Below are 22409 nucleotides of genomic sequence, written 5' to 3' on the forward strand. Positions count from 1 at the left end.
GGACGGTAGGATCAGCCCAGATCGATGTCGAGAATCGCCATCGAGAAATTGTAGTCGCCGTCATCCTCGTCCTTGAAGACGATGCCGAGGAATTCGTCGCCGACATAGACTTCGGCCGAATCCTCCTTGCGCGGCCGTGCCTTGACCTCGAGCTTGGGGTTCTGGAAGACGCGCTTGAAATAGGCGTCCAGCTTTCTGATTTCGTCAGGCTTCAACAGTCTTCTCCGATCATCGGGCTTGCTCGTTTGAACGGCGCTTCTGACACGTCGACGATGGCCATGTAAAGGCAAGCTCGCCGTATTGCACGGCAATCGAAGCCGCCGGCGCGAGCAGTGCGGAACTCCGCGACGCCCCGCGGTAAAAATCAGATGTCGAAGCTGACGACCTGGTCCATCGTCTGCGACGGCAGAAGCTGGTCCATCTGGCGCGATGGCTGGTCACAACCGGTCTCGCCGACGACGCGAGCCGGCACGCCCGCGACCGTCTTGTTGTGCGGCACCGGCGAAAGCACCACCGAACCGGCGGCGATCTTGGAGCAATGGCCGATTTCGATATTGCCGAGGATCTTGGCGCCGGCGCCGATCAGCACGCCACGACGGATCTTGGGGTGGCGGTCTCCGCCGGCCTTGCCGGTGCCGCCGAGCGTGACACCGTGCAGGATCGACACGTCGTCCTCGATGACCGCTGTCTCGCCGACGACCAGACCGGTGGCGTGGTCGATGAAGATGCCCTTGCCGATGCGGGCCGCCGGATTGATATCGGTCTGGAAGACCGAGGACGAACGGCTTTGCAGATAGAGCGCGAAATCCTTGCGTCCCTGGTTCCACAGCCAATGCGCCAGCCTGTGGGTCTGGATGGCGTGAAACCCCTTGAAGTAGAGCACCGGCATGATGAAGCGGTCGCAGGCCGGATCGCGGTCGTAATAGGCCTGGATATCGACACGCACCGTGGTCGGCCAATCCTTGTCGTCGGCCAGCATCGACTTGAAGGTCTGGCGGATGAGATCGGAGCCGATGTCCTGGTGCGCCAACCGCTCGGCCAGCCGATGGATGACCGCCTCCTCCAGGCTCTCCTGATTGAGGATGGTCGAATAGAGGAAGGCCGCGAGCAGCGGGTCGCGATTGACCGCGTCCATCGCTTCGTCACGGATCGAGCGCCAGATCGGATCGACCGGCTGCAACGCGCTGTGTCGGGAAATGCTGATGCTGTTCATCGACGTCGTCCTGCCGCCTTGCCTAATGTCGGGCCGCACATATAAGCCAGATCATAGCACGATTGAACTCAATTTTCCTTAGTGCTTTGTCAAATGGATTTGGTTCGCGGGAATTCAAGCCGCCATGGAAAATGAACGCTTGCTCGACGATGCCCTCAAACGCGAGCTTTCCACCCTCTACGAGGACAAGGACCGCCACTACCACAACCTTGCCCATATCGAGGCGATGCTGGCGCTGGCCAGTGAATACCGGGAGCTGCTCGGCGATCCCGAGGCCGTCGAGGCCGCGATCTGGTTCCACGACGCCGTCTATGACAGCCGGGCCAAGGACAATGAGGCGCAAAGCGCGGCGCTCGCGGAAAAAAAGCTCGCGGGCCGCATCGACGCCCAGCGCCTCGGCCGCATCAGCGCCATGATCCTTGCCACCGCGACACACCGGTTGCCGGTCTTCGAAGACATGACCGCGACGCACGACGCCGCCCTTTTCCTGGACATGGACCTGTCGATCCTCGGCGCCCCGCCAGATGCATTCGACGCCTATGAGCGCGCGATCCGCGCCGAATATCAATGGGTGGAGGAGCCGATGTGGCGGGCCGGTCGCGGCGCGGTGTTGAACAGCTTCCTCACCCGCCCGCACATCTTCCACAGCGAGGAATTCCGCCGGCGCTTCGAACCGCAGGCCAGGCTGAACCTTGCCCGGTCGCTCGAAGCGCTTAAGGAATAATTTAAACCCCGGGATCGCAAATGCCGTCTGGCTCAAGGCCCAACGCCGGACAATGACCGCTCAAAGCGGATTTTCGGCGTAGAATTCCAGTACACGCTGCTTGAAGGTCTTGTCGCCGACGGCCAGCATATGGTCCCGGCCCTCAATGTGGAAAGCTTTTGCGTTGGGCATCAGCGCGGCAAGCTCGTCGGGCGAGCCGCCAATATCGTCCGTGGTACCGACGGCGATCAGCGTCGGCTGGGCGATCCGGGCAATTTCGTCCTCGCTCAGCAACTCGCGGGACGTGGCGATGCAGGCCGCGAGCGCCCGGCGGTCGCTGCGGGTCTGGTCGGCGAAGGCGCGGAACGAACGGCCGCGGGGATGGGTGGTCTTGGCCGGATCGTCGGCAAGAAGGGCCGCCGCGATCGGATCCCAATCGCCGACGCCGTCGATCATGCCGATGCCGAGACCGCCGAAAACCAGCGTCGCGACCTTGTCGGGATCCGACAGCGCCAGGAATGCCGCTATCCTTGCGCCCATCGAATAGCCCATGACATGGGCGCGCTGGATGCCGAGATGATCGAGCAAAGCAGCCGCGTCCGAGGCCATCCGGGCCGGGGTGTAATCTGCCTCTTCGTAGCTTTTCGATGACGAGCCGTGGCCGCGATTGTCCAGCGCAATGGCACGGTAGCCGGCATCGTTCAGCGTCTTGAACCAGCCGGGCGAAACCCAGTTGACGTAATGGCTGGATGCAAAGCCATGGATCATCAGCACAGGATCGCCCCGGCCCGATCCCGGCTGGCGATCGAGGAAGGCGATATCGAACCCGTCATGGGAAAAAAACTGCATCGGCTATACTGTCCGCGTCCTCAACCGCCACCGCCGTTCGGCGCATCGCCATTGTCCGATGGCGGCACCCCGGGACCTGATATAGTGTCAACGGCCGGATGGCGCACCAAGTCGCCATACCCGATGCCGTTCCTGGCGGCGGTGCCCGCCTTGAGCTCGAGCACGAAGCGCACCGGGACGCCAGGCGAAATCAGGGCCTGGGATTGCGGCTCGCCGTGCTTGACCGCCCGGATCTTGCCATCCTGGCCGATAAAAACCAGGTCAAGCGGCATCGGCGTGTTCTGCATCCAGAAGTTGACCTGCTGCTGCATGTCGAAGACGAACAACATGCCGTGATCGTCTGCCATATCTTGGCGATACATCAAGCCGGCCTCGCGTTCAGCGTCGGTGTCGGCGATTTCGATGGAAAAGGAGCGATCTCCGCCTTTCGTCGCCACGACCAGCGGCGTCGGGTCCACCGGCAAGGTCATCACCCGGCTGTCGGCCGCCGTCGGTGCAGGCGAATAGAAATAGGCGCCCGCGGCGACGATGACGGCAGCCAGGACGCACATTGCGCCCGCCGTCAGCCAGTTCCTATGTGTCATGCGAAAATCCTCGGCAACCGCCCTAATGCGCGACCGGCAAGGTTCCCATATCGGGATGGATTTCGGCAGCCATAAGGCCTTTGTCGCCGCGCCCGAAGCGGACAAGCACGACCTGCCCCGGCCGAAGCTCGGTGATGCCGTAGCGGCGCAAGGTCTCCATATGGACGAAAATGTCCTCGGTGCCCTCGCCCCGCGTCAGGAAACCAAACCCCTTGGTGCGGTTGAACCACTTCACCAAGGCGCGTTCCAGCCCGCTCTCCGGCGTCACCGAGACATGTGTGCGCTGCTCCTGCATTTCCGCCGGATGGACAGCCGTGGTGACATCCATGGAGAGAATCCGGAAAGCCTGCAATCCGCGCTCGCCCTGCTTGACGAGGCAGACAACGCGCGCTCCCTCCAGAGCAGTCTGGAAACCATCCCGTCTAAGGCATGTCACATGGAGGAGGATGTCGCCTGAAACGCCGTCATCCGGGAGGATGAAGCCATAGCCCTTGGCTACATCGAACCACTTGATGGCGCCGGATATTTCGGTCAGATCGACAGCATCGCCGCCTTCGTCGCGCTTCATGGCGTCGCCAAGGGTTTCGGACCGCCCCGTCAAAGAGGCCTTTTCCCCCATAAGAATGCCCCCTTTTTTCAAGACCACCGCAACTGATTCTTGACACCAGATTAACACTGCGGCTTCCGGTGTGTGCAAGACCTGACGTGCCTTTTTTCACGGCTCATTATGCGAATGCCGGATTTGTTCTTTGGCGGCGCCGGCGGCCGCCTGGGATTTGCCCTTTGGACGGCCCACCCCTATGTTGCGCCGCAACCCAACAAGTCGAGGAAATCACATGCGCTATCTGCACACCATGGTCCGCGTCGCCGACATCGATGCTTCGCTCGATTTCTACTGCAACAAGCTCGGCCTGAAGGAAGTGCGCCGCTACGAGAACGAGCAGGGCCGCTATACGCTGATCTTCCTGGCCGCGCCGGAAGACGAGCAAAGCGGCATCGACGAGAAAGCACCGCTGGTCGAGCTCACCTACAATTGGGACCCGGAAGACTACAAGGGCGGCCGCAATTTCGGCCACCTCGCCTATGAAGTCGACGACATCTACGCCACCTGCCAGCGGCTGATGGACAGCGGCGTCACCATCAACCGGCCGCCGCGCGACGGCAACATGGCTTTCGTCAAGTCGCCGGACGGAATCTCGATCGAACTTCTGCAGAAAGGTCCGGCGAAGGCAAAGGCCGAACCGTGGGCGTCGATGCCGAACACCGGAAGCTGGTGATCGATCACCTTTTCGAGCGGTCGGCAGCCGGCCTATGGCGGCGGGCGAGGTTGCGCCTATCTATGCGGCGATAGCGCCCGCCTCGAAAGCGGGCGCCGTTTCGTGCGTTTCACCCTCGGAGATCCCTTCATGACGATCAGCCATGCCGATGTCACCACCGCACATGCAAGCCGTTATCTGCAGCAATTGTGCAAACATTGGGCCCACAAATTCCCCGTGGAATTCGATCCCAACCATGGCGCCATCGACCTTTCGCTCGGCCGCACCATCATGGATGCCGATGGAGCTGCGCTGCACATCACCGTATCGAGCGACGACCCCGGCTCTATCGAGCGCCTTGAAAGCGTCGTCGCCGACCACATCAAACGCTTTGCGTTTCGCGAGGAGCTGACGTTCGACTGGAAACGCGCCGAGGCGGCATAGGCTCTTCTTTGCGCATTACGGCAGGCATCAATCAGCCGCCGCCGGACTTGCCGGCCATCTCCAGCAGCGCCAGCACCGAGCGCCAGTTGCGGGCAGTGCCCGGTACCTTCAGCGTGCGTGGAATGAGATTGGCAAACACCGATTTGCCCAGTCCGTCGGGTGCATGCAGGTAAAGCACGTCGCCCTTGATCTCGAACCGCTCCGGACCCGTACATCTTTCGGCCAGCCGTGCCACCTCCTCGGCGGTCGGCGCGCGCTCCAGCGCATACGCGTGCAGCTTTGTCGGCTCCTCGGCAATCTCCGGATAGGGATTTTCCCTGACCAGCCGTTCGACCCAGCCGAGATCGCGCACCATGATGCGCGAATGGAACCCCCATTTCTTCTCGAAGGCTGCCTCGATCTCTTTCGTCAGCGTGGCAGCGTCCCCCTTCTCCGACCGAAACACGGCATTGCCGCTCTGCACGTAGGTGGCGACGTCGCAAAAGCCGAGATCCTCGAAGAATGCCCGCAAGTCCGCCATCCTGACGATGCGGTTGCCGCCGACATTGATGCCTGAAAACAGGGCGATGAAGACGTTTCCACTCATATGATGAACCCGGCCAATGTCTCGTTGTCCGTGATATCCTGATGCTGGACGCCTTCGGCCTCGAAATTCGCTTTCAGCAGGTCGAAATTGCGGCGATCCTTGGTTTCGATGCCGATCAGAACCGAGCCGAAATTGCGTGCCGACTTCTTCAGATATTCGAAGCGGGCGATGTCGTCGTCCGGCCCAAGCATTTCAAGGAAGTCACGCAGCGCGCCCGGCCGCTGCGGAAAGCGAATGATGAAGTATTTCTTCAGGCCTTCGAAGCGCAGTGCCCGTTCCTTGACGTCCGGCAGCCGTTCGAAATCGAAATTGCCGCCCGAAACCACGGCCACGATGGTCTTGCCGCGGATTTCCTTCCTGGAAAAATCCTTCAGCGCATCGATAGCCAGCGCGCCGGCCGGCTCCAGCACCACGCCCTCGACATTGAGCATCTCGATCATGGTCGCGCAGAGCCGGTTTTCCGGGATCAGCCGCACCGTCTCGGCGGCGAAGTCCTTGAGGTGCCGCAGGGGCTCACGGCCGATTTCGGCGACCGCCGCGCCGTCGACGAAATTGTCGACCTTGGCGAGTTTGAGTCGTTTTCCCGCCGCAAGGCTCTCGCGCAGGCTTGGCGCCCCTGCCGGTTCGCAAAAGACGAAGCGCGCCTCACGCCCCTGATCGGCGAAGTAGTGCGTCACCCCTGCGGCCAGACCTCCGCCACCGACCGGCAGCACGACAATGTCGGGCATGCCCGCGCCGGGCATCTGGTCGGCGATCTCATAGGCGACCGTCGCCTGTCCCTCGATGATGTCCTTGTGGTCGAAGGGCGGCACCATATGAGCGCCGGCGCTTTCTGTGAATTCAATGGCGGCGCGATAGCAATCGTCGAAGAAATCGCCGATCAGCCTGATCTCGACGAAGTCGCCGCCGAACAGCCGCGTCTTGTCGATCTTCTGCTGCGGCGTCGTCACCGGCATGAACACAACGCCCTTTTTGCCGAAATGGCGGCAGACGAAGGCAAAACCCTGCGCATGGTTGCCTGCGGAAGCGCAGACGAACAGTTCGGCATGGTTGCCCTCGCCCAGAGCCTTGCGGAAGAAGTTGAAGGCGCCGCGGATCTTGTAGGAGCGCACCGGGCTCAGATCCTCGCGCTTCAAAAATACCCGCGCGCCGGTCTTCTTCGACAGATAATCGTTCTCCTGCAGCGGCGTTTCCGGAAAGATCCGGCGGATGGCGGAAGCAGCGGTGGCAACGCGGGAAGAGAAGCTGGTCATCGGGGCCACCTTGAACGCATGTCGTTTGGGAATGTCTATCATCGATTGACCACGGAACGACCGTTTGTCGCGAGCCTTGCCGCCGAGCAACCCGATTCCGTCTATTGCACAGGCGGCCCCGTGAAACCATTGCCCGGTCACTCATGTTCCCAAGTCGTCGGCGTTTCGTGATATATTTGCCGTTAGTTGGGGATGGTTGTTCATGTAATTCTTGAAATCCATGCGGGTGCCAAGGCCCGTCGGGGCCCGTCCTGATGCCAGTCTGGCTTTCGTGCAACACTGCGGCGGCGGTCGCCGTACGCCGACCGCTTTTCGGCTGGACACGACTTACTTCCGCCGCACTTGCCCTGTCGGGGGAGACTTGTGGAGGCGATTGGCCTTTTCGGGCCGGAGTGGAATTTCAGACGTGCCGTTGAAGACGATTTTTGCCATTGGCCTAGCCTTGCTTGTCGCGGGCTGCGCGGGACAGCAGACCCAGGAACTGCTCGGCAGCGCCATCGTGGCAGCGCCGGTGACCGAGATCGCCGGCAATCACAGCATCTTCATCGCCACCACGCGCAAGAAATCCGACGATCCGAACAAGGTCTTCGACGGCGAGCGATCGGCCACGCTGAACTACGCCCGCGTCAACGTCACCGTGCCCGGCATCCACCAGACCGGGCAGATCGAACGCCGCTCGCGCGGCAAGTCGAACGATCCGGCCAAGTATTTCATGGCCTCCGAGGTCGTCGGCTACGACACCCAGCCGAAATTCGCCAGTGCGCTGAGTGCTGACATCGCGGCGCGCGGCGACCGCGTCATGGTCTTCGTCCATGGCTACAACACCGGCTTCGACGACGCCGTTTACCGCCTGACCCAGATCGTCCACGATTCCGGCTATCCCGGCACGCCCGTGCTGTTTTCCTGGGCATCCGGCGCCAAGACTACCGACTATGTCTACGACAAGGAAAGCGCCAGCGCCGCGCGCGACCAGCTCGAAGTGACGTTGCGCATGCTGGCGCAGACCGGCGCGCGGCGCATCGATATCGTCGCCCATTCGATGGGAACCTGGGTGACCATGGAGACGCTGCGCCAGCTCGCAATCACCGGCGACCGTGATCTCGGCGGCAAGCTCGGCGACGTCGTGCTCGCATCGCCCGACATCGATGTCGACGTGTTCAAGAGCCAGATGCGCCGCTATGGCAAACCCAACAAGCCGTTCATCCTGTTGTTGTCCGATGATGACCGCGCGCTCCGGCTCTCTGGCCTGATCGCCGGCGCGCGGCCGCGCGTCGGCGACTACAAGGACGCCGCCGACCTTGCATCCTACGGCGTAACCGTCGTCGACCTCTCCAAGATCAAGGGAGCGGACAGTTTCAACCATACGAAATTCGCCGACAATCCCGCGCTGGTGAAGATGATCGGCCAACGGCTGCGCGAAGACGATGGATTTGCCAGCGACCGCGACGTGACCGACCGCATCAGCCTGCTCGGGCAATAGATGCATTGCCGCGGCTTGGCGTGGCCCGCTTGGCCTTGCGAAGGTGCCGACCAACTTTGAACTGGACCGCGCCGGCCTCTGGCCTTATCGAAATATCCAGCGACGTCACGCGTTGACGTCCTCCTTTGCGGGAGCCGGCGTGTGACGGTGCATTCGAAGAGTTTCGTCGTCATTGCGTTCGCGCTGCTGGTCGCAGGCTGCGCCGGCCGAAACACGCACGATCTGCTGAACAGGACTATGGTTGCCGTACCCGCGTCCGACATCGCGGCCACCCACGAGATATTCGTCGCCACCACCCGCCAGAAGGCGACGAAGGACCCGCGGCAGGTGTTCGACGGCGATCGCTCCTTGACCACCAGCTTCGCCCGGGTCGACGTCACCGTGCCGAAAAGCCACAAGGTCGGCATGATCGAGCGTGTCCGAGGGTCTGCCAACAGCAATCCAGCCAAGGACTTCACCGCCAAGGATGTCGCGTTCTATGCGGATGCGCCGCAATTCGCCAAGGCGGTCGGTGCCGACATCGCCATGCGCGGCGACCGTGCGCTGGTTTTCGTGCACGGGTTCAACAATGGTTTCGACGACGGCATCTACCGGCTGACGCAGATCGCGCACGACACGAAATATCCGGGCACGCCGGTGCTGTTCTCCTGGGCTTCGAGCGGCAAGACGACGGGCTACATCTACGACAAGGAGAGCGCCAACGCGGCGCGTGACGACCTCGAGGCAACGCTCAGGATGCTGGCAAAGACGCGGGCCAAGAGCATCGACATCGTCGCCCATTCGATGGGAACATGGGTGACCATGGAGGCGCTGCGCCAGCTTGCCATCACCGGCGACCGCGATCTCCACGGCAAGCTTGGTTATGTCATCTTGGCCTCGCCCGACATCGACGTCGACGTGTTCAAGAAACAGATGATCCGCTACGGCAAGCCGGACAAACCCTTCGCCATCCTGCTTTCCGCGGACGACCGGGCACTCAAATTGTCTTCCCTGATCTCGGGCGACAAGCCCCGCGTCGGCGACTATGGTGACGCGGCCGATCTCGCCAGCTATGGCGTGTCTGTGGTCGATCTCAGCCAGACCAAGGGTGGCGACCGGCTGAACCACGCCAAATTCGCCGACAATCCGATCCTGGTTCAGTTGCTCGGCGACCGGCTGCGGGCCCCGGCCGGCCTGGCGTCGGACGAACCCCCAGTGCAGCTCAACAACCTCGGCCAGGGCCTTGGCAAGGCCGTCGGCTCGGTTGCCGAGATCGTCATCACCACGCCGTTCAAGGTGTTGACGATCGCCACCGGCGGATGAGCGAAGCGACCGCAACTGCTCTTACACGAAGAGGTCGACCTTCTGGAAGGTCGTCACGTCTATCAGGCCGACATCGGAAATCCTGAGCTCCGGAATGACGACCAGCGCCAGCAGCGAGTGCTGCATGTAGGCGTTGTTCAGCGAGCAGCCCATCTGGCGCATGGCCTCGGTCAGTTTGTCGGCCTTGGCCGCGACGATTTCGGCCCGCTCGTCCGACATCAGCCCGGCGATCGGCATTTCGACCAATGCCAGTTCCTTACCCTTGGAAAACAGCACGACGCCGCCACCGACCTCGCCCAGTCGGTTGACCGCAAGCGCCATATCCCGCTTGTTGGTGCCGACGACGATGATGTGGTGGGCATCATGCGCGACGCTCGACGCCATCGCGCAATCGCCGATGTAGCCGAAGCCGGAGACAAAGGCATTGGTGATGCCGCCGGTACCCTTGTGACGCTCGACCAGTGCGATCTGGCAGATGTCGTTGCGGCGATCCATGGCGACCAGCCCGTCCTCGACGGCGAGATCCGCTTCCAGCGCCCGCGTCGGTGCCTGATTTTCGATGACCCCGATGACCCTGACGCGCACCTCGTTGGCGCCCTTGGGTGCCGCGACGTCGAAATCCGCGGCTTTGAGTTTCTTGCCAAGCTTGACCGTATTCTTCGCAGTCTCCGGATAATCGTAGGCCGGAATATCGATGTCGAGCTTGCCGCCCTTGGCCAGCCTGACGCCGCGCGCATAGACCTCGTCTATGGCCATTGCAGCGAGATCCGAGACAATCAGAAGATCGGCCAGCCGCCCCGGCGCGATCGATCCGATCTCGCGCTCCAGCCGGAAATGCTGAGCGGTGTTGAGCGTCGCCATCTGGATCGCTGTCACCGGTTTTAAGCCCTGGCTGATGGCGTGGCGGACCACGCGGTCCATATGCCCCTGGTGAACCAAGGTGCCGGAATGGCTGTCGTCGGTGCACAGGATGAAATTGCGCGGATCGATGCCGCCCTCGGTGACCGCCTTGATCTGCGAGGCGACGTCGTACCAGGCCGAGCCCAGCCTGAGCATCGCCTTCATGCCCTGGCGCACGCGTGCGATGGCATCCTCGGCGCGCGTGCCCTCATGGTCGTCCTCCGGGCCGCCGGCGACATAGCCGTGGAACGGCAGGCCGAGATCGCGCGAGGCATAATGGCCGCCGACCGTCTTGCCCGCCTTCACCGTAGCGGCGATCTCGCCCGACATCACCGGATCGTTGGCGGCGACGCCCGGGAAATTCATCACTTCGCCCAGCCCGATGATGTTTTCCCAGGTCATCGCTTCCGCCACGTCGGCGACCGTCAGCTCGGCGCCGGCATGTTCGAGCCCGGGGGCCGAGGGCACGCAGGACGGCATCTGGACATGCACGTTGATCGGCATGGCGACGGCCTCGTCATGCATCAGCCGCACGCCGGGCAGGCCGAGCACATTGGCGATCTCGTGCGGATCGATAAACATGGAGGTGGTGCCGTGCGGAATGACGGCGCGGCAGAACTCGGTCACCGTCACCATGCCGCTCTCGACATGCATGTGCGCGTCACAGAGGCCGGGCACCAGATAGCGTCCGCCGGCATCGACCACCTTGGTGCTCTGCCCGATCGCGTGGCCGGCATTCGGCCCGCAATAGGCGAAGCGCCCGCCGGCAATGGCGATGTCGGTGCCGGCTATGATCTCGCCTGAGTGAACATTGACCCAGCGGCCGTTGCGGATGACGAGGTCAGCGGGTTTCCTGCCCATGGCGACATCGACCAGATGCGTCGCCATTTCAGTCCATGGTCTGGGTTTGCTGCCCGACGGCGTGTTCGCCATGAAGCGACTCCTGTTTGCTCGACTGTGCCAAGCCGCCACGGTTTTGGCCAGCCTCACACTTTCTCCCGATTGTTCCAAGACCCGACGCAGAGAGCGTAAATCAGCCGCACAGAAATGCGATTCCGTTTTGCCGCAAATCGGGTTAGCGTGCCAGCCAGGATCTTCCAGCTCTTCGTTCGGGGAGTTCGATGCGTCGGCTAATGCTTGCAAGTGTCGGTTTTCTTGCCGCTCTGGCCGCACCGGCTTTCGCAGCCGAACCTGTGGCCGATGTGCCGATGACCGCGCCCGGTTTCGACTGGACCGGCTACTATGCCGGCCTGCAAGGCGGTTATGGCTGGGGCAGTTCGGACATTTCGGGAACCGAGGGCGAGCCGTTTGCCGCCTCGCCAGACCTCGACGGCGGTTTCGTCGGTGGCCATGTCGCCGGTCTGTGGCAATTCGACCAAGCGGTGCTCGGCGCCGAAGCAGAGCTCAACTATTCCTCGGCAAAGGGCGCCGAAGAACTGGGTGCGGGAAATCTGCTCGGCACGGATGTCAAGTGGTTCGGTTCCATCAATGCCAAGGCCGGCTATGCGATGGACCGGTTCCTGATCTACGGCATCGGCGGCATCGCCTTTGCCGGCATCGAAACCTCGCAAGATGCCGGTACCTTGTTCGACAACACGCGAACCAGCATAGGCTGGACGGTTGGCGCCGGCGTCGATTATGCGCTGACCGACAGGTTCGTCGTCGGGGCGCAGTATCGCTACTATGATTTCAGCAAGGAGCATTTCGATGCGCCGGACGATTTTCTCGATCGCGACCAGAATGTGAAGCTGAATACGGTCGGCATCAATCTGAGCTACAAGTTCTGAGCCCATCGCCACGTCCGGTCAACGGACAGGATCATGCTCGATCTCGCATGGTCCGCGACTGCAATTCTACGGCAATTCCAAGGACTGAGGGGCCGGCGTCCCCAGTGGGCGGGGGGATGGGTTGGGCCCGGTAGACGCCGGCCTAGACGGATCAGATCCGCCGCGCAAACACCGTATCATTGCCCGCGGCGCGCGGAATTGCGTGATCGCACCAGTATCACCATGCCCGCTTGTCTGAAAGCGACCGGCGCAGGAGCTGATGCCGCGTGTCGTCATGTTCCCTGCGTGCGAACATCGAAGAGTCGCATCGGGAAAACAGCCGTCGAGTGGCAAGCGCGACGAAGGTCCAAGTAAATCCGCAAGACCTTGGTCCGAATATCTGCGGCAGAGGTCCGATCAGCTCCCCTGCGAGGAACGTACTGGCATTCCTCCCATTTGTTTGATGGGTGCAGCAACGGTCCCTTCATGCGCCCATGAGAGCAGGGGTCACCAATCAACTCCGACCCAACCCGTTGGCGGCCCCTGCTCATTCCGCTGCAAAAGCCCAAATCGAGATTTCTTGCGACTTTGGCTGTTGTGAACGTATCCGAGGGACCGGGAAGATGGAGAACACTTATGAAAGCGATTCTGTTGACAAGTGCCATGGCGCTCATTTTCGTCGCAATGCCGGTTGTCGCGTCGGCGGCAGAGGCCGATGTCGTCATCAAGACCCACCGCCATCATCACCGCCATGTCGCGGTAATCAACGATCAGGGCCAGCGCCTCCATCATCGACGTCACGGCACCGTGGCCTTCTATGATCATGGTCGTCGGCATCATAGCCACGACACCGTCGTTGTTACGGGCTCAATCGAACGTCGCCACCATCGGCATCACCCAGCGGTGATCGACGATCGCGACTACTAATGCATGTTGCCCAAAGCGATCTGAAGCGCGTCGCATGAATTCCTTCAACGCGGCGCGCTTTTGATGTCCTGCCGCCAACCCGGGCTAGCGGAAGCCAAGTCTAACGAAAAACCAGGATCGCTCAACGAAGACGCGACCACCGGCAGCCAGATTTGCCACACGATGGGCCTCGAGGGCACCCCGGCTCAAGCTGCTCGTTCAAGAGGGCAAGAGTAAAAAATAAACACCGGCGACCAGTGTCGATGTCAAGCAAATCGCCATCAGCACGACCACCTTGGCAGCGAGGCGCTCAGCTTTCGCGCAAAGCACGTCGGCGAAGTCGTCGCTCTGGACAATGTCCAAGAGCGACTCGGTGGGAATATCGGCGCCAGCCATCTGATTGTCGTTAGCAGGAATCTCGGTACGGACGTGGCCATCAACTTTGATGGAACCAGGGGTCATGCTTTGCCTCATGATGCGTCGGATTGACATCAACCGCCGTTCGACGGCGCGGCTGGTGCTGCCGGCTTCGCCGGTGCGGGCGCGGAAGGCGCCTCGACCTTGGGAACGTCAACTTTGACGTCAATGTTTTTCCCCCCACCACCAAGATTTATCACGCCCGTAAAGATGAGCAGGACAACAATCGCGACAATTGCGAGAACTACCGCCACAGCAGTGCCGCCGCCGCCAGAATTTACCACAGTAGGGCCGTCGGCCATGATCAGTCTCCTTTTGAACATTAGTAGCAAACGCAACGCCCGTTTCTGGGGAGCAGTTCCATTGCGGGGCTTAGGTCCTATTGAACATGCGACCAAAGTCAAATGACAGGACGCAAAGGGCCCAAACCCACCGTTGTTCGGAACTCATGGGTTTGAATGCAATTTGCCTGACAGGTCGTTCGAACGAGATCCCCTTGTCGGCGGCCAAGTTGGGCGCCTGCCAACTCCTGGCGATCTTGGGCGCGCCACTTCGTCTAGCGCAAAAGACTCGCGAGCGCTTCGCGCCAAGCTCAAAGAAGAAAGGAAGCAACATGAGAACCGATCTTACAGCCGTCGCAGCGGGAGTTTTGCTACTTGCCGGCATCGGCGCCGCCGCGGCACAGGACGTGGTCATTCAGCCGCAGGACGAGACAGTCATACAGGAGTACGTCAAGAAAGAGCCTCTGGCCTCAGTCAAGGTTCCCGGCGTGGAACTGAATGTCGGGACCGCTCTGCCCGACACGGTCGAACTCCATGAGGTTCCGAACGTCAAATATCGCTACGTTGTCGTGGACAATCGCACGGTTATCGTGGATCCCGGCACCCGCAAGATCGTAAAGATCATCAAGTAAGCGATTGAGCGCACGGTTCGCCGCTTCGGGCGGCGGACCGTGGCAACATCCAGCCGAGAGACCTGTGGAGGACGGCGCGCCTCGTTGCGCGCTCCCCGAGCCGCCGCTTAAAAGACCCCGACCGGTCCGGTGCACCTGCAGGCGCGGTTCGCGTATCTCCTCCACCTCATGCGCCGTCATCATCTGAAAACTCCCTGTTCCCCATGCCGCATCCCCTGCCCTTCGATGCAGTTCGGTGCAACACTTGACGCCGGTCATGATAGAGGCGTTGAGCGCCTGCCGGCTTGGACGAAAAAGATCGGCAAATCGGGTACAGGGGAATAAAACAGACCATGTTTTGCACAACGCTTTTTCGGGACTACATGACGCCGATTGACGAGACCGCCTAAGTAGTTGAAACGAAACGGGCGCGGACGTGGCGGAATTGGTAGACGCAAGGGACTTAAAATCCCTCGATCTCTGATCGTACGGGTTCGATTCCCGTCGTCCGCACCACCCTTCGCTCTTCTCGCTTCGGGGTGGCAGGCCACCCGCTCAGCCGACAATCGGGTTCAGCTTCAGATGCTGGATCAGAATAATGGTTTTGGCGTCGATGATGCGGCCGTCGGCGATGCCGGCAAGGGCCTCGTCGAGCGGCATTTCCAGCACTTCGATGTCCTCGCCTTCGTCTGCTGCGCCGCCGCCGGCCGAAATGCGGTCGGCGGGCGAATAGAGGGCGGTGAAGAACCAGAGCCGCTCTGTGACGCTGCCCGGGCTCATATACGGCGAGAACAGCCGCTCCACATGGTTCAGCCGATAGCCGAGCTCTTCCTCCGCCTCCTTGCGGATGCAGGTCTCCGGATCGTTTTCGTCGAGCAATCCCGCGCAGGCCTCGACCAGCGGCTCGCGGTGGCCGGTGACATAGGCAGGATAGCGGAACTGGCGCACCAGGAGCACGGTCGAACGCTGGGGATCATAGGGCAGGATCACCGCGCCATCGCCGCGATCGTAAGTCTGGCGGATTTGTGTCTCCCATTGTCCGTCGCGGCGACGGTAGTCGAGGACGGTCTTCTTCAGAACCGCCCAGTCGTCGGATAGGATTTCTTCAGAACGGATGCGTATACGATCTTCCATCGGCGGCCTCCACGTTATCCGGGAGGCGTAGCCGCGAACCGGCGTTCACGCAATCGGGGCGGCGGTTGGTCCAGCAAGCGTTTCACTCTCTCGTGTGTGGCATGGCGGCGATCGATTGCCTAAATAGCGCATCCTGTTCCCGGAGTTTCGTTGATGACCACATCGCTTTTCCAGCCGATCACGCTCGATGGCTTGAGCTTTCCCAACCGCATCGCCGTCGCGCCGATGTGCCAGTATTCGGCCGAAGACGGCTCGGCGAGCGACTGGCATCTCCACCACTGGATGAACCTCGCAATGTCCGGCGCCGGCATGGTCACGGTCGAGATGACCGATGTCGAGCGGCGTGGCCGCATCAGCCATGGCTGCCTTGGCCTCTATTCCGAAGACAATGAAGCCGCTGCGCGCCGCGCCCTGGACGCAGCAAGGCGCGTGGCCGCACCCGGCACCAAATTCGGCACTCAGCTTGCCCATGCCGGCCGCAAGGCCTCGAACCGCAAGCCCTGGGAGGGCGGCGGACCGCTGCAGCCGAACGAGGATCCCTGGCAGACCGTCTCGGCCTCGGCAATCGCCTACGATACCGGCTGGAACGTGCCGCGGGCGCTGGAGGACGAGGAGATCCTGCTGCTCATCGAGCGGTTCGCCGAGGCGGCAAGACGGGCTGAACGCGCGGGCTTCGACTTTATCGAGCTGCATGCAGCGCACGGCTATCTGATCTTCCAGTTCCTGTCGCCACTCTCCAACCAACGCGCGGACCGCTGGGGCGGCTCGCTGGAAAACCGCATGCGTCTTGTGGTCGAGATCGCCAAGGCGGTGAAAAAGGCAGCGCCAAAACTGATGCTGGGCGCCCGGCTGTCGGTCAAGGATTGGGTCGATGGCGGTTTCGACGTCGAGGATGCGATCGAAGTGGCGAAAGCGCTGAAGGCCGAAGGCGTCGCTTATCTCTGTTGCTCGAGCGGCGGCAATTCGCCCTTGCAGAAACTGCCCTCCGGCCCCGGCTACCAGGTGCATCTGGCGGAAGCCGTGCGCAGGGGCGCCGGCATCCCTACCCGCGCGGTCGGTCTGATCGATGATCCCAAGCAGGCCGAGGCGATCATCGCCGAAGGCCGCGCCGACATGGTGGCGCTGGCGCGCGCCTTCCTCGCCGACCCGCGCTGGGGATGGCGAGCCGCCGCCACATTCAGCGAGACGATCCATCCGGCGCCGCAGCTCGCGCGCTCGGTGACGACGATGCAGCACTGGATGAAGGCGACGGGCTGAACGGCCCTTCCGAGAAGGGCGGAACGCGTCGTCGGATGACCGCCGAAATAGAGCTTCCAAGGAGGTCTGGGGCGTTTGGGCGCAGGCTGAGGACACGGTTGCAACCAAATTGACTGCTTTGCGTTGCGCCCATGATGGACAACAAGCCTTTTGAAACACCGGTCGTGGTCGAACTCGGCCATGTCGGCAAATATCGCCCTATCCGCAGCACCCAGGAGGCGGCGGAATGCCTGATGACGGTTTGGCCGCTCAATCGCGGCCCTCGTCATCGTGATGCTCTCGACACTTGCCTCAAAGTGCTGGAAGGTTATCGTTCGACAGCGGATGCGCGCCGGGCACTTATCGAAGCCGCCAGGGAATCGGAAGTGCTGGTGCCAGACGACAAGCTGTCCGACGACCGGCTGCATTGAGCGGACGGACCTTTAAACCGGAGGTTTTTTGATGGCGAAGCTGACTTACAAGATCGTCGAGCATGACGGCGGCTGGGCCTACAAGGTCGGAGCGACGTTCTCGGAGACGTTTCCCACGCATCAGGACGCGTTGCGGGCCGCCGAGATCGCTTCGGCCGAGCAGCAGGTCGCTGGGTCGACTGACGGCATTCAGTACGAGGATGCCGACGGCAAATGGCATGAGGAACTGGCTGATGGACGCGACCGGCCGCAGACCGAGGTTTCCGACTGATCTTTCAGCCCAAAGCCCGATCGCCCCAATGGCCGGCTGCCCCGGAGCGCCGACCGAGGACGTAGGAGAGAAAACGTCCTACGGTCAGCAGGGAGCCTACGGCTGATTATTTGCCGCAGTACTGGTCATTGACGTTGCCCTGAGCATTGGCGTCCGGACCTGGAGTGTTGTGAGCACATGGGCCCATCCCACCGGTATTGCCTTGGGTGCTCAATCCGGAGCCGTATGCGTTGATGCTGCCGGTGGTGCTCTGGTCGATGGCTGATGAATCGTCATTGCCGAACAGCGACCAATTGTTCCCCCAATTGTCATGGTTGTAGTACCTGCCGTCCGTCGACTGCGCCATCGCCGATGTGGCAAGACCGGCCGTCAGAACGAATGCCGCAAGAAGTTTTTTGTACATTGGATCACTCCGTTTTGTCTTCGTCGCCTTGGGTGCGACACGGGGCAAACCAGTCATCAGCCGAATGGTTCCTTGAATTCCTTGTGAAGCATCGGTGAAGCGACGATCCACGGCGTGGACCACAAGCATCGCAAGCAGGAGTAACGCCGCCAGGCGCCGGCGGCACAACGATCAGCCGTGCAGCTTCGCGGCGATTTCGGCGACGCGCCCGCCCTGGAACTTCGCGCCTTCGAGTTCCTGCGCAGAAGGCTGGCGCGAACCGTCGCTATCGCTTGTGGTGGTCATGCCGTAGGGCGCCCCGCCACGCACGACATCGTTGCCCATCTGAGCCTGATAGGCATAGGACAGGGGAACGATGATCATGCCGTGGTGCTGAAGCATGGCCTGGGTGCTGATCAGCGCTAGTTCCGCGCCGCCGTGCTGGGTCGCGGTCGAAGACATCACCGAGCCGATCTTGTTGACCAGCGCGCCCTTGACCCATAGTGGGCCGGTCTGGTCGAAGAAGTTCTTCAGTTGCGCGCACATCATTCCGTAACGCGTCGAGGCGCCGACGATGATCGCGTCATAGTCGCGCAGTTCCAACGGGCTGGCGATCGCCGCTTCCTGGTCGAGCTTGTAGTGGGCTGCCTTGGCGACCGCTTCGGGCACAAGTTCGGCGACGCGCTTGATGGTCACCTCGGCACCGGCTTCGCTTGCGCCTTCGGCTGCGGCCTTGGCCATCTGCTCCATGTGACCCCAGCTCGAGTAGTAGAGAACAAGTACTTTCGCCATTTGCGTCTCCTTGACGTGATGATCCTCGGCCGCCCGGCCACGCCAGGGCACTTAGGGCGCGGATATTCGGGGAATACCGCGTATGCGGGCACAGTTTGTTCACCGGTCGGGTGGCATTGCCGCTGGCCGCGTGCCGCGCTATTTCAGGCGACCCGTTTTTGCCGGAGCCATCGATGTCCGAAATCGTTACCGCCGCCATGCTCGTCATTGGCGATGAGATCCTGTCCGGCCGGACCAAGGACAGGAATATCGGCCATCTGGCTGACATCATGACGGCCATCGGCATCGACCTGAAGGAAGTGCGCATCGTTCCCGATGAGGAAGACGAGATTGTCGCAGCGGTAAATGCAGTGCGGGCCCGCTATACCTATGTGTTCACAACCGGCGGCATTGGCCCGACCCATGATGACATCACAGCTGATTCGATTGCCAAGGCCTTCGGAGTGCCGTGCGAATACGATGCCAAGGCCTATGCCCTGCTGGAAGCAAGCTATGCCGCTCGCGGCATCGAATACACCGAGGCCCGCAAGCGCATGGCCCGGATGCCGCGCGGCGCCGACCATATCGACAATCCGGTGTCGGTCGCGCCCGGATTCCGCATCGGCAATGTCCACGTCATGGCGGGTGTGCCCTCGATCTTCCAGGCCATGCTCGACAATGTCGTGCCGACGCTGAAAGCCGGCACGAAAATGCTGTCGGCGGCGGTGCATTGCCCGTTCGGCGAAGGTCTCGTCGGCGGGCCGCTGGGCGATATCCAGAAAGCGCATCCGGATACGATCATCGGCTCCTACCCGAAATACGGCGACGGTAAGTTCTGGACCGAACTGGTGGTTCGTGCCCGCAGCCAGCAGGCCCTGGACGCCGCGCGCGCCGATGTCGAGGCGATGGTGGCCGGCTTTGCCAGCAGCGCGAGCTGACCCGGTCCAGGCCGGAACCAAGCACAACGCTGCGACGTTTCCTTGCCGCGGGCGGATCGCTCGCAAAATGAGGGGATCACGATGCGCTTCAAGACGATCGTCGCCATTCTGCAGAACGAGCAGGACGCAGAGCGCGTACTCGACTTCGCCATTCCGCTTGCAAACCGCTTCCAGAGCCATCTGATCGGCATCCACGCTGAAGCGCTTCCGGTGCCCTACACCTCGGCCACCGGCTTCCCCGACACCGAGTTCCTGCAGGTTTCGGCCGACATGAACCGCGAACGGGCCGAAAAGCTGCGGGCCGCGTTTCTCAGGCATATCGAGAATTCCGGCCTCTCCTTCGAATGGCATAGCCTGGAGAGTTTTTCCGGCGACAGCGCCTTGACCGGCATTTCAAGCGTGCGTGCCGCCGACTTGATAATCGCCGCCCAGCGCGAGACGGGCGGCGATGCGAGCGCCGACGTCGACACGCTGGTCTACGACGCCGGACGGCCGGTGCTGGTGGTGCCGCACCTGGGCCCACTGATCACCACTTTCAAGCGTGTGCTGCTTGCCTGGAACGGCAGCAAGGAGGCCGCACGCGCCGCCTTCGATGCGCTGCCCTTCATCATTGAGGCCGAGAAAACCGACATTCTGGTCATCGATCCGCCGGACACGCTCGATGAACGCCCCGAGGCCGCTGGAGCGGAAATCGCTTCCGCTTTGTCGCGTCATGGCGCCACCGTGAGCGTCTCGGTGCAGAGGTCGGGCGGCACCTCGGTCGACGAGATAATCCAGACCAGGATCGCGGAGACCGGCGCCGATCTATTGGTCCTTGGCGCCTACAGCCACTCGTGGCTTCGCCAGCTCCTGTTCGGCGGAGTGACGCGCTCCGTGCTGCGCACCGCGCCGGTAGCGGCTTTCCTGTCGCGGTAAGTCCACAATGATCGCTTGCGGTCGCTCTTGCCAAGCGCGAGGTTTTCCAGTTACTTCCGCGCGCATTCCCCTGTTTTCTGCGCGCGACCGCGCGTGCTGCGGAGTGCGCGAAAAATGTCCCTTCCCGAAAAAGCCTTTCCGGTCTCGTGGGATCAGTTCCACCGCGATGCGCGCGCGCTTGCCTGGCGGCTTGCCGGCACCAACAAGGCGCAATGGAAAGCCATCGTCTGCATCACGCGCGGCGGGCTGGTGCCGGCGGCGATCATCTCGCGGGAGCTCGGCATCCGCGTTATCGAGACGGTCTGCGTCGCCTCCTATCATGACTACAGCAGCCAGGGGCAGCTGCAGGTGCTGAAGGAGGTCACGCCGGCCCTGCTCGCCGACGACGGCGCGGGCGTGCTGATCATCGACGACCTGACCGACACCGGAAAGACGGCGGGCATCGTGCGCGCCATGATGCCGAAGGCGCATTTCGCCACCGTCTACGCCAAGCCGAAGGGGCGGCCGCTGGTCGATACTTTCGTCACCGAGGTCAGTCAGGATACCTGGATTTATTTTCCCTGGGATATGGGCTTCACCTACCAGAAGCCGATCGCCGACGATCACGCCGGCTGATTCGCGGCAAGCAACCTGCTGCAATCGAGCCGCAGGGAAGTCTCATCCACTAGGCAAAGGGGTCTCGCGAGGCAGGCTGGCGCGCGGAAATCGGCGTCTATTGGCGAAATCGGCCATCCTAATGAAAGTTTTTACTTTTATTGCCGATAATTAGCCGTAAGATTCGTGAGACGGCAAACGATTCTGGAGGCTGGGGCTAGCTTCTCCGATGCTGACGAGGCCAACGACGCACAACCATCTGGCCGAAAGGGTCCGGCGACTCTTCGGCACCGCGCCGTGCCGTCTGCAGGTAGCCGCCCTGCCCTGGCGTGAAAGCGGAAACAGCGTCGAGATCATGCTGATTACCAGCCGCGACACCGGCCGCTGGGTGCTTCCGAAGGGCTGGCCTGAGGCCAGGGAGCCGCTTTGCGAAGCCGCGGCGCGCGAGGCTGTCGAGGAAGCCGGACTGCGCGGGACGATCTCGCATCTCGAGGCCGGCCGCTATTTCTACGCCAAGGCCCTGGCCTCCGGCGAGGAGGTGCCATGCGAGGTATTGGTGTTCCCGCTGCATGTCGACAAGGTCGCCGACCATTGGAAGGAAAAACGCTCCCGCACCCGCAAATGGGTCAGTTCGAGCGAAGCAGTGCGCATGGTCAACGAACCGGATCTTTGCCAGATCATCGCTTATTTCTGCGCCGACCCGCGCCGGTTTGCCTGAACCGGGACCGGCCGCGCCACCAAGCAGCTCGGACGGGCGCGCCTGCCGGCGTGAATGCTTTTCTAATGAAGACGTCATAGGATCTCATCCGATCCTGGCGTTTCACCGATGACAAATCCCGCAAATCCCAATCCAGAGCGATCCGATGAGCACAAGCGCGAGCATCGCCAGCGCGTGCTCAAGGGCGGCACGATCATCACGGGCATCTCGAATTCGGAAGTTGGCTGCACGCTGCGCAATCAAAATGAAGGTGGCGCCGAACTCAAGGTTCCGCCCGAAGCAAGGATTCCGGATCATTTCCTTCTCTATGTGCCCGTCGACGGCATCGGCTATCGATTCGAAGTCCGCTGGCGCCGCAACGGCCGGATCGGGGTGCACTTCACTGGAACCGAGCCGAAGCCCAGGACGCATTAGGGCTGATCCGCGACGCCGGATGGGCCAGATGGTCTGTGTCTGGATCACGCCCCG

At 62.0% G+C, this 22409-nt stretch carries 29 protein-coding genes and 1 tRNA gene; 17 read left to right on the forward strand and 13 right to left on the reverse strand.

Features of this window, described 5'->3' with window-relative positions; all coding sequences use genetic code 11:
- Positions 1-11: 11 nt before the first annotated feature.
- Entirely contained in the window at positions 12-215 is a 204-nt protein-coding gene (locus tag LB532_RS09925; RefSeq protein ID WP_019857879.1) for a DUF3126 family protein, read from the reverse strand.
- A 149-nt stretch (positions 216-364) separates the two neighbouring features.
- The gene (cysE, locus tag LB532_RS09930; protein WP_140493699.1) at positions 365-1213 is read right to left on the reverse strand and encodes a serine O-acetyltransferase; all 849 of its coding nucleotides are present in this window, start codon (positions 1211-1213) and stop codon (positions 365-367) included.
- Between the two features lie 124 nt (positions 1214-1337).
- Between cysE and LB532_RS09935 the strand changes: the two genes are divergently transcribed.
- Complete coding sequence (locus tag LB532_RS09935; protein ID WP_140637960.1) at positions 1338-1937, forward strand: hypothetical protein; 600 nt, start codon at positions 1338-1340, stop codon at positions 1935-1937.
- A 60-nt stretch (positions 1938-1997) separates the two neighbouring features.
- Here LB532_RS09935 and LB532_RS09940 read toward each other — a convergent pair whose 3' ends face one another.
- The 3 genes from LB532_RS09940 to LB532_RS09950 are packed head-to-tail and all read right to left on the reverse strand — an operon-like array spanning position 1998 to position 3917.
- Positions 1998-2765, reverse strand: a complete 768-nt coding sequence (locus LB532_RS09940; RefSeq protein WP_224556752.1) for an alpha/beta fold hydrolase — start codon at positions 2763-2765, stop codon at positions 1998-2000.
- A 20-nt stretch (positions 2766-2785) separates the two neighbouring features.
- Complete coding sequence (locus tag LB532_RS09945) at positions 2786-3349, reverse strand: DUF192 domain-containing protein (protein WP_140637958.1); 564 nt, start codon at positions 3347-3349, stop codon at positions 2786-2788.
- A 22-nt stretch (positions 3350-3371) separates the two neighbouring features.
- Complete coding sequence (locus tag LB532_RS09950) at positions 3372-3917, reverse strand: cold-shock protein (protein ID WP_181169246.1); 546 nt, start codon at positions 3915-3917, stop codon at positions 3372-3374.
- A gap of 268 nt (positions 3918-4185) precedes the next feature.
- On the opposite strand from LB532_RS09950, the gene gloA reads away from it, so the two are divergent.
- Together gloA and LB532_RS09960 are read left to right on the forward strand one after the other, a co-directional pair.
- Positions 4186-4626, forward strand: coding sequence for a lactoylglutathione lyase (gene gloA, locus LB532_RS09955; RefSeq protein ID WP_140522101.1), 441 nt, complete (start codon positions 4186-4188; stop codon positions 4624-4626).
- A 129-nt stretch (positions 4627-4755) separates the two neighbouring features.
- Positions 4756-5049 (forward strand): DUF2218 domain-containing protein, encoded by a 294-nt coding sequence (locus tag LB532_RS09960; RefSeq protein WP_140522099.1) that lies wholly within the window; start codon positions 4756-4758, stop codon positions 5047-5049.
- Positions 5050-5080: 31 nt separating this feature from the next.
- Here the strand turns inward: LB532_RS09960 and LB532_RS09965 are convergent, their stop codons facing one another.
- Positions 5081-5635, reverse strand: coding sequence for a DUF1697 domain-containing protein (locus tag LB532_RS09965; protein ID WP_140637956.1), 555 nt, complete (start codon positions 5633-5635; stop codon positions 5081-5083).
- Entirely contained in the window at positions 5632-6888 is a 1257-nt protein-coding gene (gene ilvA / locus LB532_RS09970; RefSeq protein ID WP_140637955.1) for a threonine ammonia-lyase IlvA, read from the reverse strand. The genes LB532_RS09965 and ilvA overlap by 4 nt, the downstream gene beginning before the upstream one ends.
- A gap of 406 nt (positions 6889-7294) precedes the next feature.
- Here ilvA and LB532_RS09975 point away from each other — a divergent pair, with 406 nt between their 5' ends.
- A complete protein-coding gene (locus tag LB532_RS09975; RefSeq protein ID WP_140637954.1) occupies positions 7295-8368 on the forward strand; it encodes an alpha/beta hydrolase in 1074 nt (357 codons plus the stop codon).
- 141 nt (positions 8369-8509) lie between these two features.
- On the forward strand, positions 8510-9670 hold the full coding sequence (locus LB532_RS09980) for an alpha/beta hydrolase (protein ID WP_140637953.1): 1161 nt from the start codon (positions 8510-8512) through the stop codon (positions 9668-9670).
- Between the two features lie 21 nt (positions 9671-9691).
- On the opposite strand, the gene ade is transcribed toward LB532_RS09980, so the two are convergent.
- Positions 9692-11503, reverse strand: a complete 1812-nt coding sequence (ade, locus tag LB532_RS09985) for an adenine deaminase (RefSeq protein ID WP_140637952.1) — start codon at positions 11501-11503, stop codon at positions 9692-9694.
- 188 nt (positions 11504-11691) lie between these two features.
- Here ade and LB532_RS09990 point away from each other — a divergent pair, with 188 nt between their 5' ends.
- Together LB532_RS09990 and LB532_RS09995 are read left to right on the forward strand one after the other, a co-directional pair.
- Entirely contained in the window at positions 11692-12357 is a 666-nt protein-coding gene (locus LB532_RS09990) for an outer membrane protein (protein WP_140637951.1), read from the forward strand.
- A 615-nt stretch (positions 12358-12972) separates the two neighbouring features.
- Positions 12973-13263 (forward strand): hypothetical protein, encoded by a 291-nt coding sequence (locus LB532_RS09995; RefSeq protein WP_140637950.1) that lies wholly within the window; start codon positions 12973-12975, stop codon positions 13261-13263.
- Between the two features lie 198 nt (positions 13264-13461).
- Here the strand turns inward: LB532_RS09995 and LB532_RS10000 are convergent, their stop codons facing one another.
- Complete coding sequence (locus tag LB532_RS10000; protein ID WP_140637949.1) at positions 13462-13704, reverse strand: hypothetical protein; 243 nt, start codon at positions 13702-13704, stop codon at positions 13462-13464.
- Between the two features lie 29 nt (positions 13705-13733).
- Positions 13734-13961: a hypothetical protein gene (locus LB532_RS10005; RefSeq protein WP_140637948.1), complete on the reverse strand. Its 228-nt coding sequence runs from the start codon at positions 13959-13961 to the stop codon at positions 13734-13736.
- Positions 13962-14272: 311 nt separating this feature from the next.
- On the opposite strand from LB532_RS10005, the gene LB532_RS10010 reads away from it, so the two are divergent.
- Together LB532_RS10010 and LB532_RS10015 are read left to right on the forward strand one after the other, a co-directional pair.
- Positions 14273-14572 (forward strand): DUF1236 domain-containing protein, encoded by a 300-nt coding sequence (locus LB532_RS10010; protein WP_140638308.1) that lies wholly within the window; start codon positions 14273-14275, stop codon positions 14570-14572.
- Positions 14573-14981: 409 nt separating this feature from the next.
- Positions 14982-15067: transfer RNA gene (locus LB532_RS10015), tRNA-Leu, on the forward strand.
- Positions 15068-15106: 39 nt separating this feature from the next.
- On the opposite strand, the gene LB532_RS10020 is transcribed toward LB532_RS10015, so the two are convergent.
- Complete coding sequence (locus tag LB532_RS10020; protein WP_140637947.1) at positions 15107-15685, reverse strand: NUDIX domain-containing protein; 579 nt, start codon at positions 15683-15685, stop codon at positions 15107-15109.
- Between the two features lie 153 nt (positions 15686-15838).
- On the opposite strand from LB532_RS10020, the gene LB532_RS10025 reads away from it, so the two are divergent.
- From LB532_RS10025 to LB532_RS10035, 3 genes are all read left to right on the forward strand, one after another.
- Entirely contained in the window at positions 15839-16942 is a 1104-nt protein-coding gene (locus LB532_RS10025) for an NADH:flavin oxidoreductase/NADH oxidase (RefSeq protein ID WP_140637946.1), read from the forward strand.
- Between the two features lie 131 nt (positions 16943-17073).
- Complete coding sequence (locus tag LB532_RS10030) at positions 17074-17352, forward strand: DUF982 domain-containing protein (protein ID WP_224556753.1); 279 nt, start codon at positions 17074-17076, stop codon at positions 17350-17352.
- A gap of 31 nt (positions 17353-17383) precedes the next feature.
- Entirely contained in the window at positions 17384-17623 is a 240-nt protein-coding gene (locus tag LB532_RS10035) for a DUF2188 domain-containing protein (RefSeq protein ID WP_140493732.1), read from the forward strand.
- A 106-nt stretch (positions 17624-17729) separates the two neighbouring features.
- On the opposite strand, the gene LB532_RS10040 is transcribed toward LB532_RS10035, so the two are convergent.
- Together LB532_RS10040 and wrbA are read right to left on the reverse strand one after the other, a co-directional pair.
- A complete protein-coding gene (locus LB532_RS10040; protein WP_140637945.1) occupies positions 17730-18026 on the reverse strand; it encodes a hypothetical protein in 297 nt (98 codons plus the stop codon).
- Between the two features lie 171 nt (positions 18027-18197).
- The gene (gene wrbA / locus LB532_RS10045; protein ID WP_140637944.1) at positions 18198-18797 is read right to left on the reverse strand and encodes an NAD(P)H:quinone oxidoreductase type IV; all 600 of its coding nucleotides are present in this window, start codon (positions 18795-18797) and stop codon (positions 18198-18200) included.
- 173 nt (positions 18798-18970) lie between these two features.
- Here wrbA and LB532_RS10050 point away from each other — a divergent pair, with 173 nt between their 5' ends.
- The 5 genes from LB532_RS10050 to LB532_RS10070 all read left to right on the forward strand — a co-directional run bounded on the left by LB532_RS10050 (position 18971) and on the right by LB532_RS10070 (position 22355).
- Entirely contained in the window at positions 18971-19714 is a 744-nt protein-coding gene (locus LB532_RS10050) for a competence/damage-inducible protein A (RefSeq protein WP_140637943.1), read from the forward strand.
- Between the two features lie 81 nt (positions 19715-19795).
- Positions 19796-20629, forward strand: a complete 834-nt coding sequence (locus LB532_RS10055) for a universal stress protein (protein WP_140637942.1) — start codon at positions 19796-19798, stop codon at positions 20627-20629.
- A gap of 114 nt (positions 20630-20743) precedes the next feature.
- Entirely contained in the window at positions 20744-21244 is a 501-nt protein-coding gene (gene gpt / locus LB532_RS10060; protein WP_140493737.1) for a xanthine phosphoribosyltransferase, read from the forward strand.
- Positions 21245-21452: 208 nt separating this feature from the next.
- Positions 21453-21941 carry an NUDIX hydrolase gene (locus LB532_RS10065; protein WP_140637941.1) on the forward strand — a complete coding sequence of 163 codons (489 nt, stop codon included), beginning with the start codon at positions 21453-21455 and terminating at the stop codon, positions 21939-21941.
- 108 nt (positions 21942-22049) lie between these two features.
- Positions 22050-22355: a PilZ domain-containing protein gene (locus LB532_RS10070; RefSeq protein ID WP_140637940.1), complete on the forward strand. Its 306-nt coding sequence runs from the start codon at positions 22050-22052 to the stop codon at positions 22353-22355.
- Positions 22356-22409 lie beyond the last annotated feature (54 nt).

The sequence above is a fragment of the Mesorhizobium sp. ESP-6-2 genome (assembly GCF_020164675.1).
Lineage (GTDB): Bacteria > Pseudomonadota > Alphaproteobacteria > Rhizobiales > Rhizobiaceae > Mesorhizobium.

What these genes read in the sequence shown, in the direction of transcription:
- LB532_RS10070 (WP_140637940.1), top strand. Translation starts at nt 22,050, where the DNA reads ATGACAAATCCCGCAAATCCCAATCCAGAGCGATCCGATGAGCACAAG.
- ilvA (WP_140637955.1), bottom strand. Translation starts at nt 6,888, where the DNA reads ATGACCAGCTTCTCTTCCCGCGTTGCCACCGCTGCTTCCGCCATCCGC.
- LB532_RS09940 (WP_224556752.1), bottom strand. Translation starts at nt 2,765, where the DNA reads ATGCAGTTTTTTTCCCATGACGGGTTCGATATCGCCTTCCTCGATCGC.
- LB532_RS09990 (WP_140637951.1), top strand. Translation starts at nt 11,692, where the DNA reads ATGCGTCGGCTAATGCTTGCAAGTGTCGGTTTTCTTGCCGCTCTGGCC.
- LB532_RS10030 (WP_224556753.1), top strand. Translation starts at nt 17,074, where the DNA reads ATGATGGACAACAAGCCTTTTGAAACACCGGTCGTGGTCGAACTCGGC.
- LB532_RS09960 (WP_140522099.1), top strand. Translation starts at nt 4,756, where the DNA reads ATGACGATCAGCCATGCCGATGTCACCACCGCACATGCAAGCCGTTAT.
- LB532_RS09935 (WP_140637960.1), top strand. Translation starts at nt 1,338, where the DNA reads ATGGAAAATGAACGCTTGCTCGACGATGCCCTCAAACGCGAGCTTTCC.
- gloA (WP_140522101.1), top strand. Translation starts at nt 4,186, where the DNA reads ATGCGCTATCTGCACACCATGGTCCGCGTCGCCGACATCGATGCTTCG.
- LB532_RS09945 (WP_140637958.1), bottom strand. Translation starts at nt 3,349, where the DNA reads ATGACACATAGGAACTGGCTGACGGCGGGCGCAATGTGCGTCCTGGCT.
- ade (WP_140637952.1), bottom strand. Translation starts at nt 11,503, where the DNA reads ATGGCGAACACGCCGTCGGGCAGCAAACCCAGACCATGGACTGAAATG.
- cysE (WP_140493699.1), bottom strand. Translation starts at nt 1,213, where the DNA reads ATGAACAGCATCAGCATTTCCCGACACAGCGCGTTGCAGCCGGTCGAT.
- LB532_RS10040 (WP_140637945.1), bottom strand. Translation starts at nt 18,026, where the DNA reads ATGTACAAAAAACTTCTTGCGGCATTCGTTCTGACGGCCGGTCTTGCC.
- LB532_RS10025 (WP_140637946.1), top strand. Translation starts at nt 15,839, where the DNA reads ATGACCACATCGCTTTTCCAGCCGATCACGCTCGATGGCTTGAGCTTT.
- LB532_RS10005 (WP_140637948.1), bottom strand. Translation starts at nt 13,961, where the DNA reads ATGGCCGACGGCCCTACTGTGGTAAATTCTGGCGGCGGCGGCACTGCT.
- LB532_RS10065 (WP_140637941.1), top strand. Translation starts at nt 21,453, where the DNA reads ATGCTGACGAGGCCAACGACGCACAACCATCTGGCCGAAAGGGTCCGG.
- wrbA (WP_140637944.1), bottom strand. Translation starts at nt 18,797, where the DNA reads ATGGCGAAAGTACTTGTTCTCTACTACTCGAGCTGGGGTCACATGGAG.
- LB532_RS10035 (WP_140493732.1), top strand. Translation starts at nt 17,384, where the DNA reads ATGGCGAAGCTGACTTACAAGATCGTCGAGCATGACGGCGGCTGGGCC.
- LB532_RS09950 (WP_181169246.1), bottom strand. Translation starts at nt 3,917, where the DNA reads ATGAAGCGCGACGAAGGCGGCGATGCTGTCGATCTGACCGAAATATCC.
- LB532_RS10000 (WP_140637949.1), bottom strand. Translation starts at nt 13,704, where the DNA reads ATGACCCCTGGTTCCATCAAAGTTGATGGCCACGTCCGTACCGAGATT.
- LB532_RS10050 (WP_140637943.1), top strand. Translation starts at nt 18,971, where the DNA reads ATGTCCGAAATCGTTACCGCCGCCATGCTCGTCATTGGCGATGAGATC.
- LB532_RS09965 (WP_140637956.1), bottom strand. Translation starts at nt 5,635, where the DNA reads ATGAGTGGAAACGTCTTCATCGCCCTGTTTTCAGGCATCAATGTCGGC.
- LB532_RS10010 (WP_140638308.1), top strand. Translation starts at nt 14,273, where the DNA reads ATGAGAACCGATCTTACAGCCGTCGCAGCGGGAGTTTTGCTACTTGCC.
- gpt (WP_140493737.1), top strand. Translation starts at nt 20,744, where the DNA reads ATGTCCCTTCCCGAAAAAGCCTTTCCGGTCTCGTGGGATCAGTTCCAC.
- LB532_RS10055 (WP_140637942.1), top strand. Translation starts at nt 19,796, where the DNA reads ATGCGCTTCAAGACGATCGTCGCCATTCTGCAGAACGAGCAGGACGCA.
- LB532_RS10020 (WP_140637947.1), bottom strand. Translation starts at nt 15,685, where the DNA reads ATGGAAGATCGTATACGCATCCGTTCTGAAGAAATCCTATCCGACGAC.
- LB532_RS09995 (WP_140637950.1), top strand. Translation starts at nt 12,973, where the DNA reads ATGAAAGCGATTCTGTTGACAAGTGCCATGGCGCTCATTTTCGTCGCA.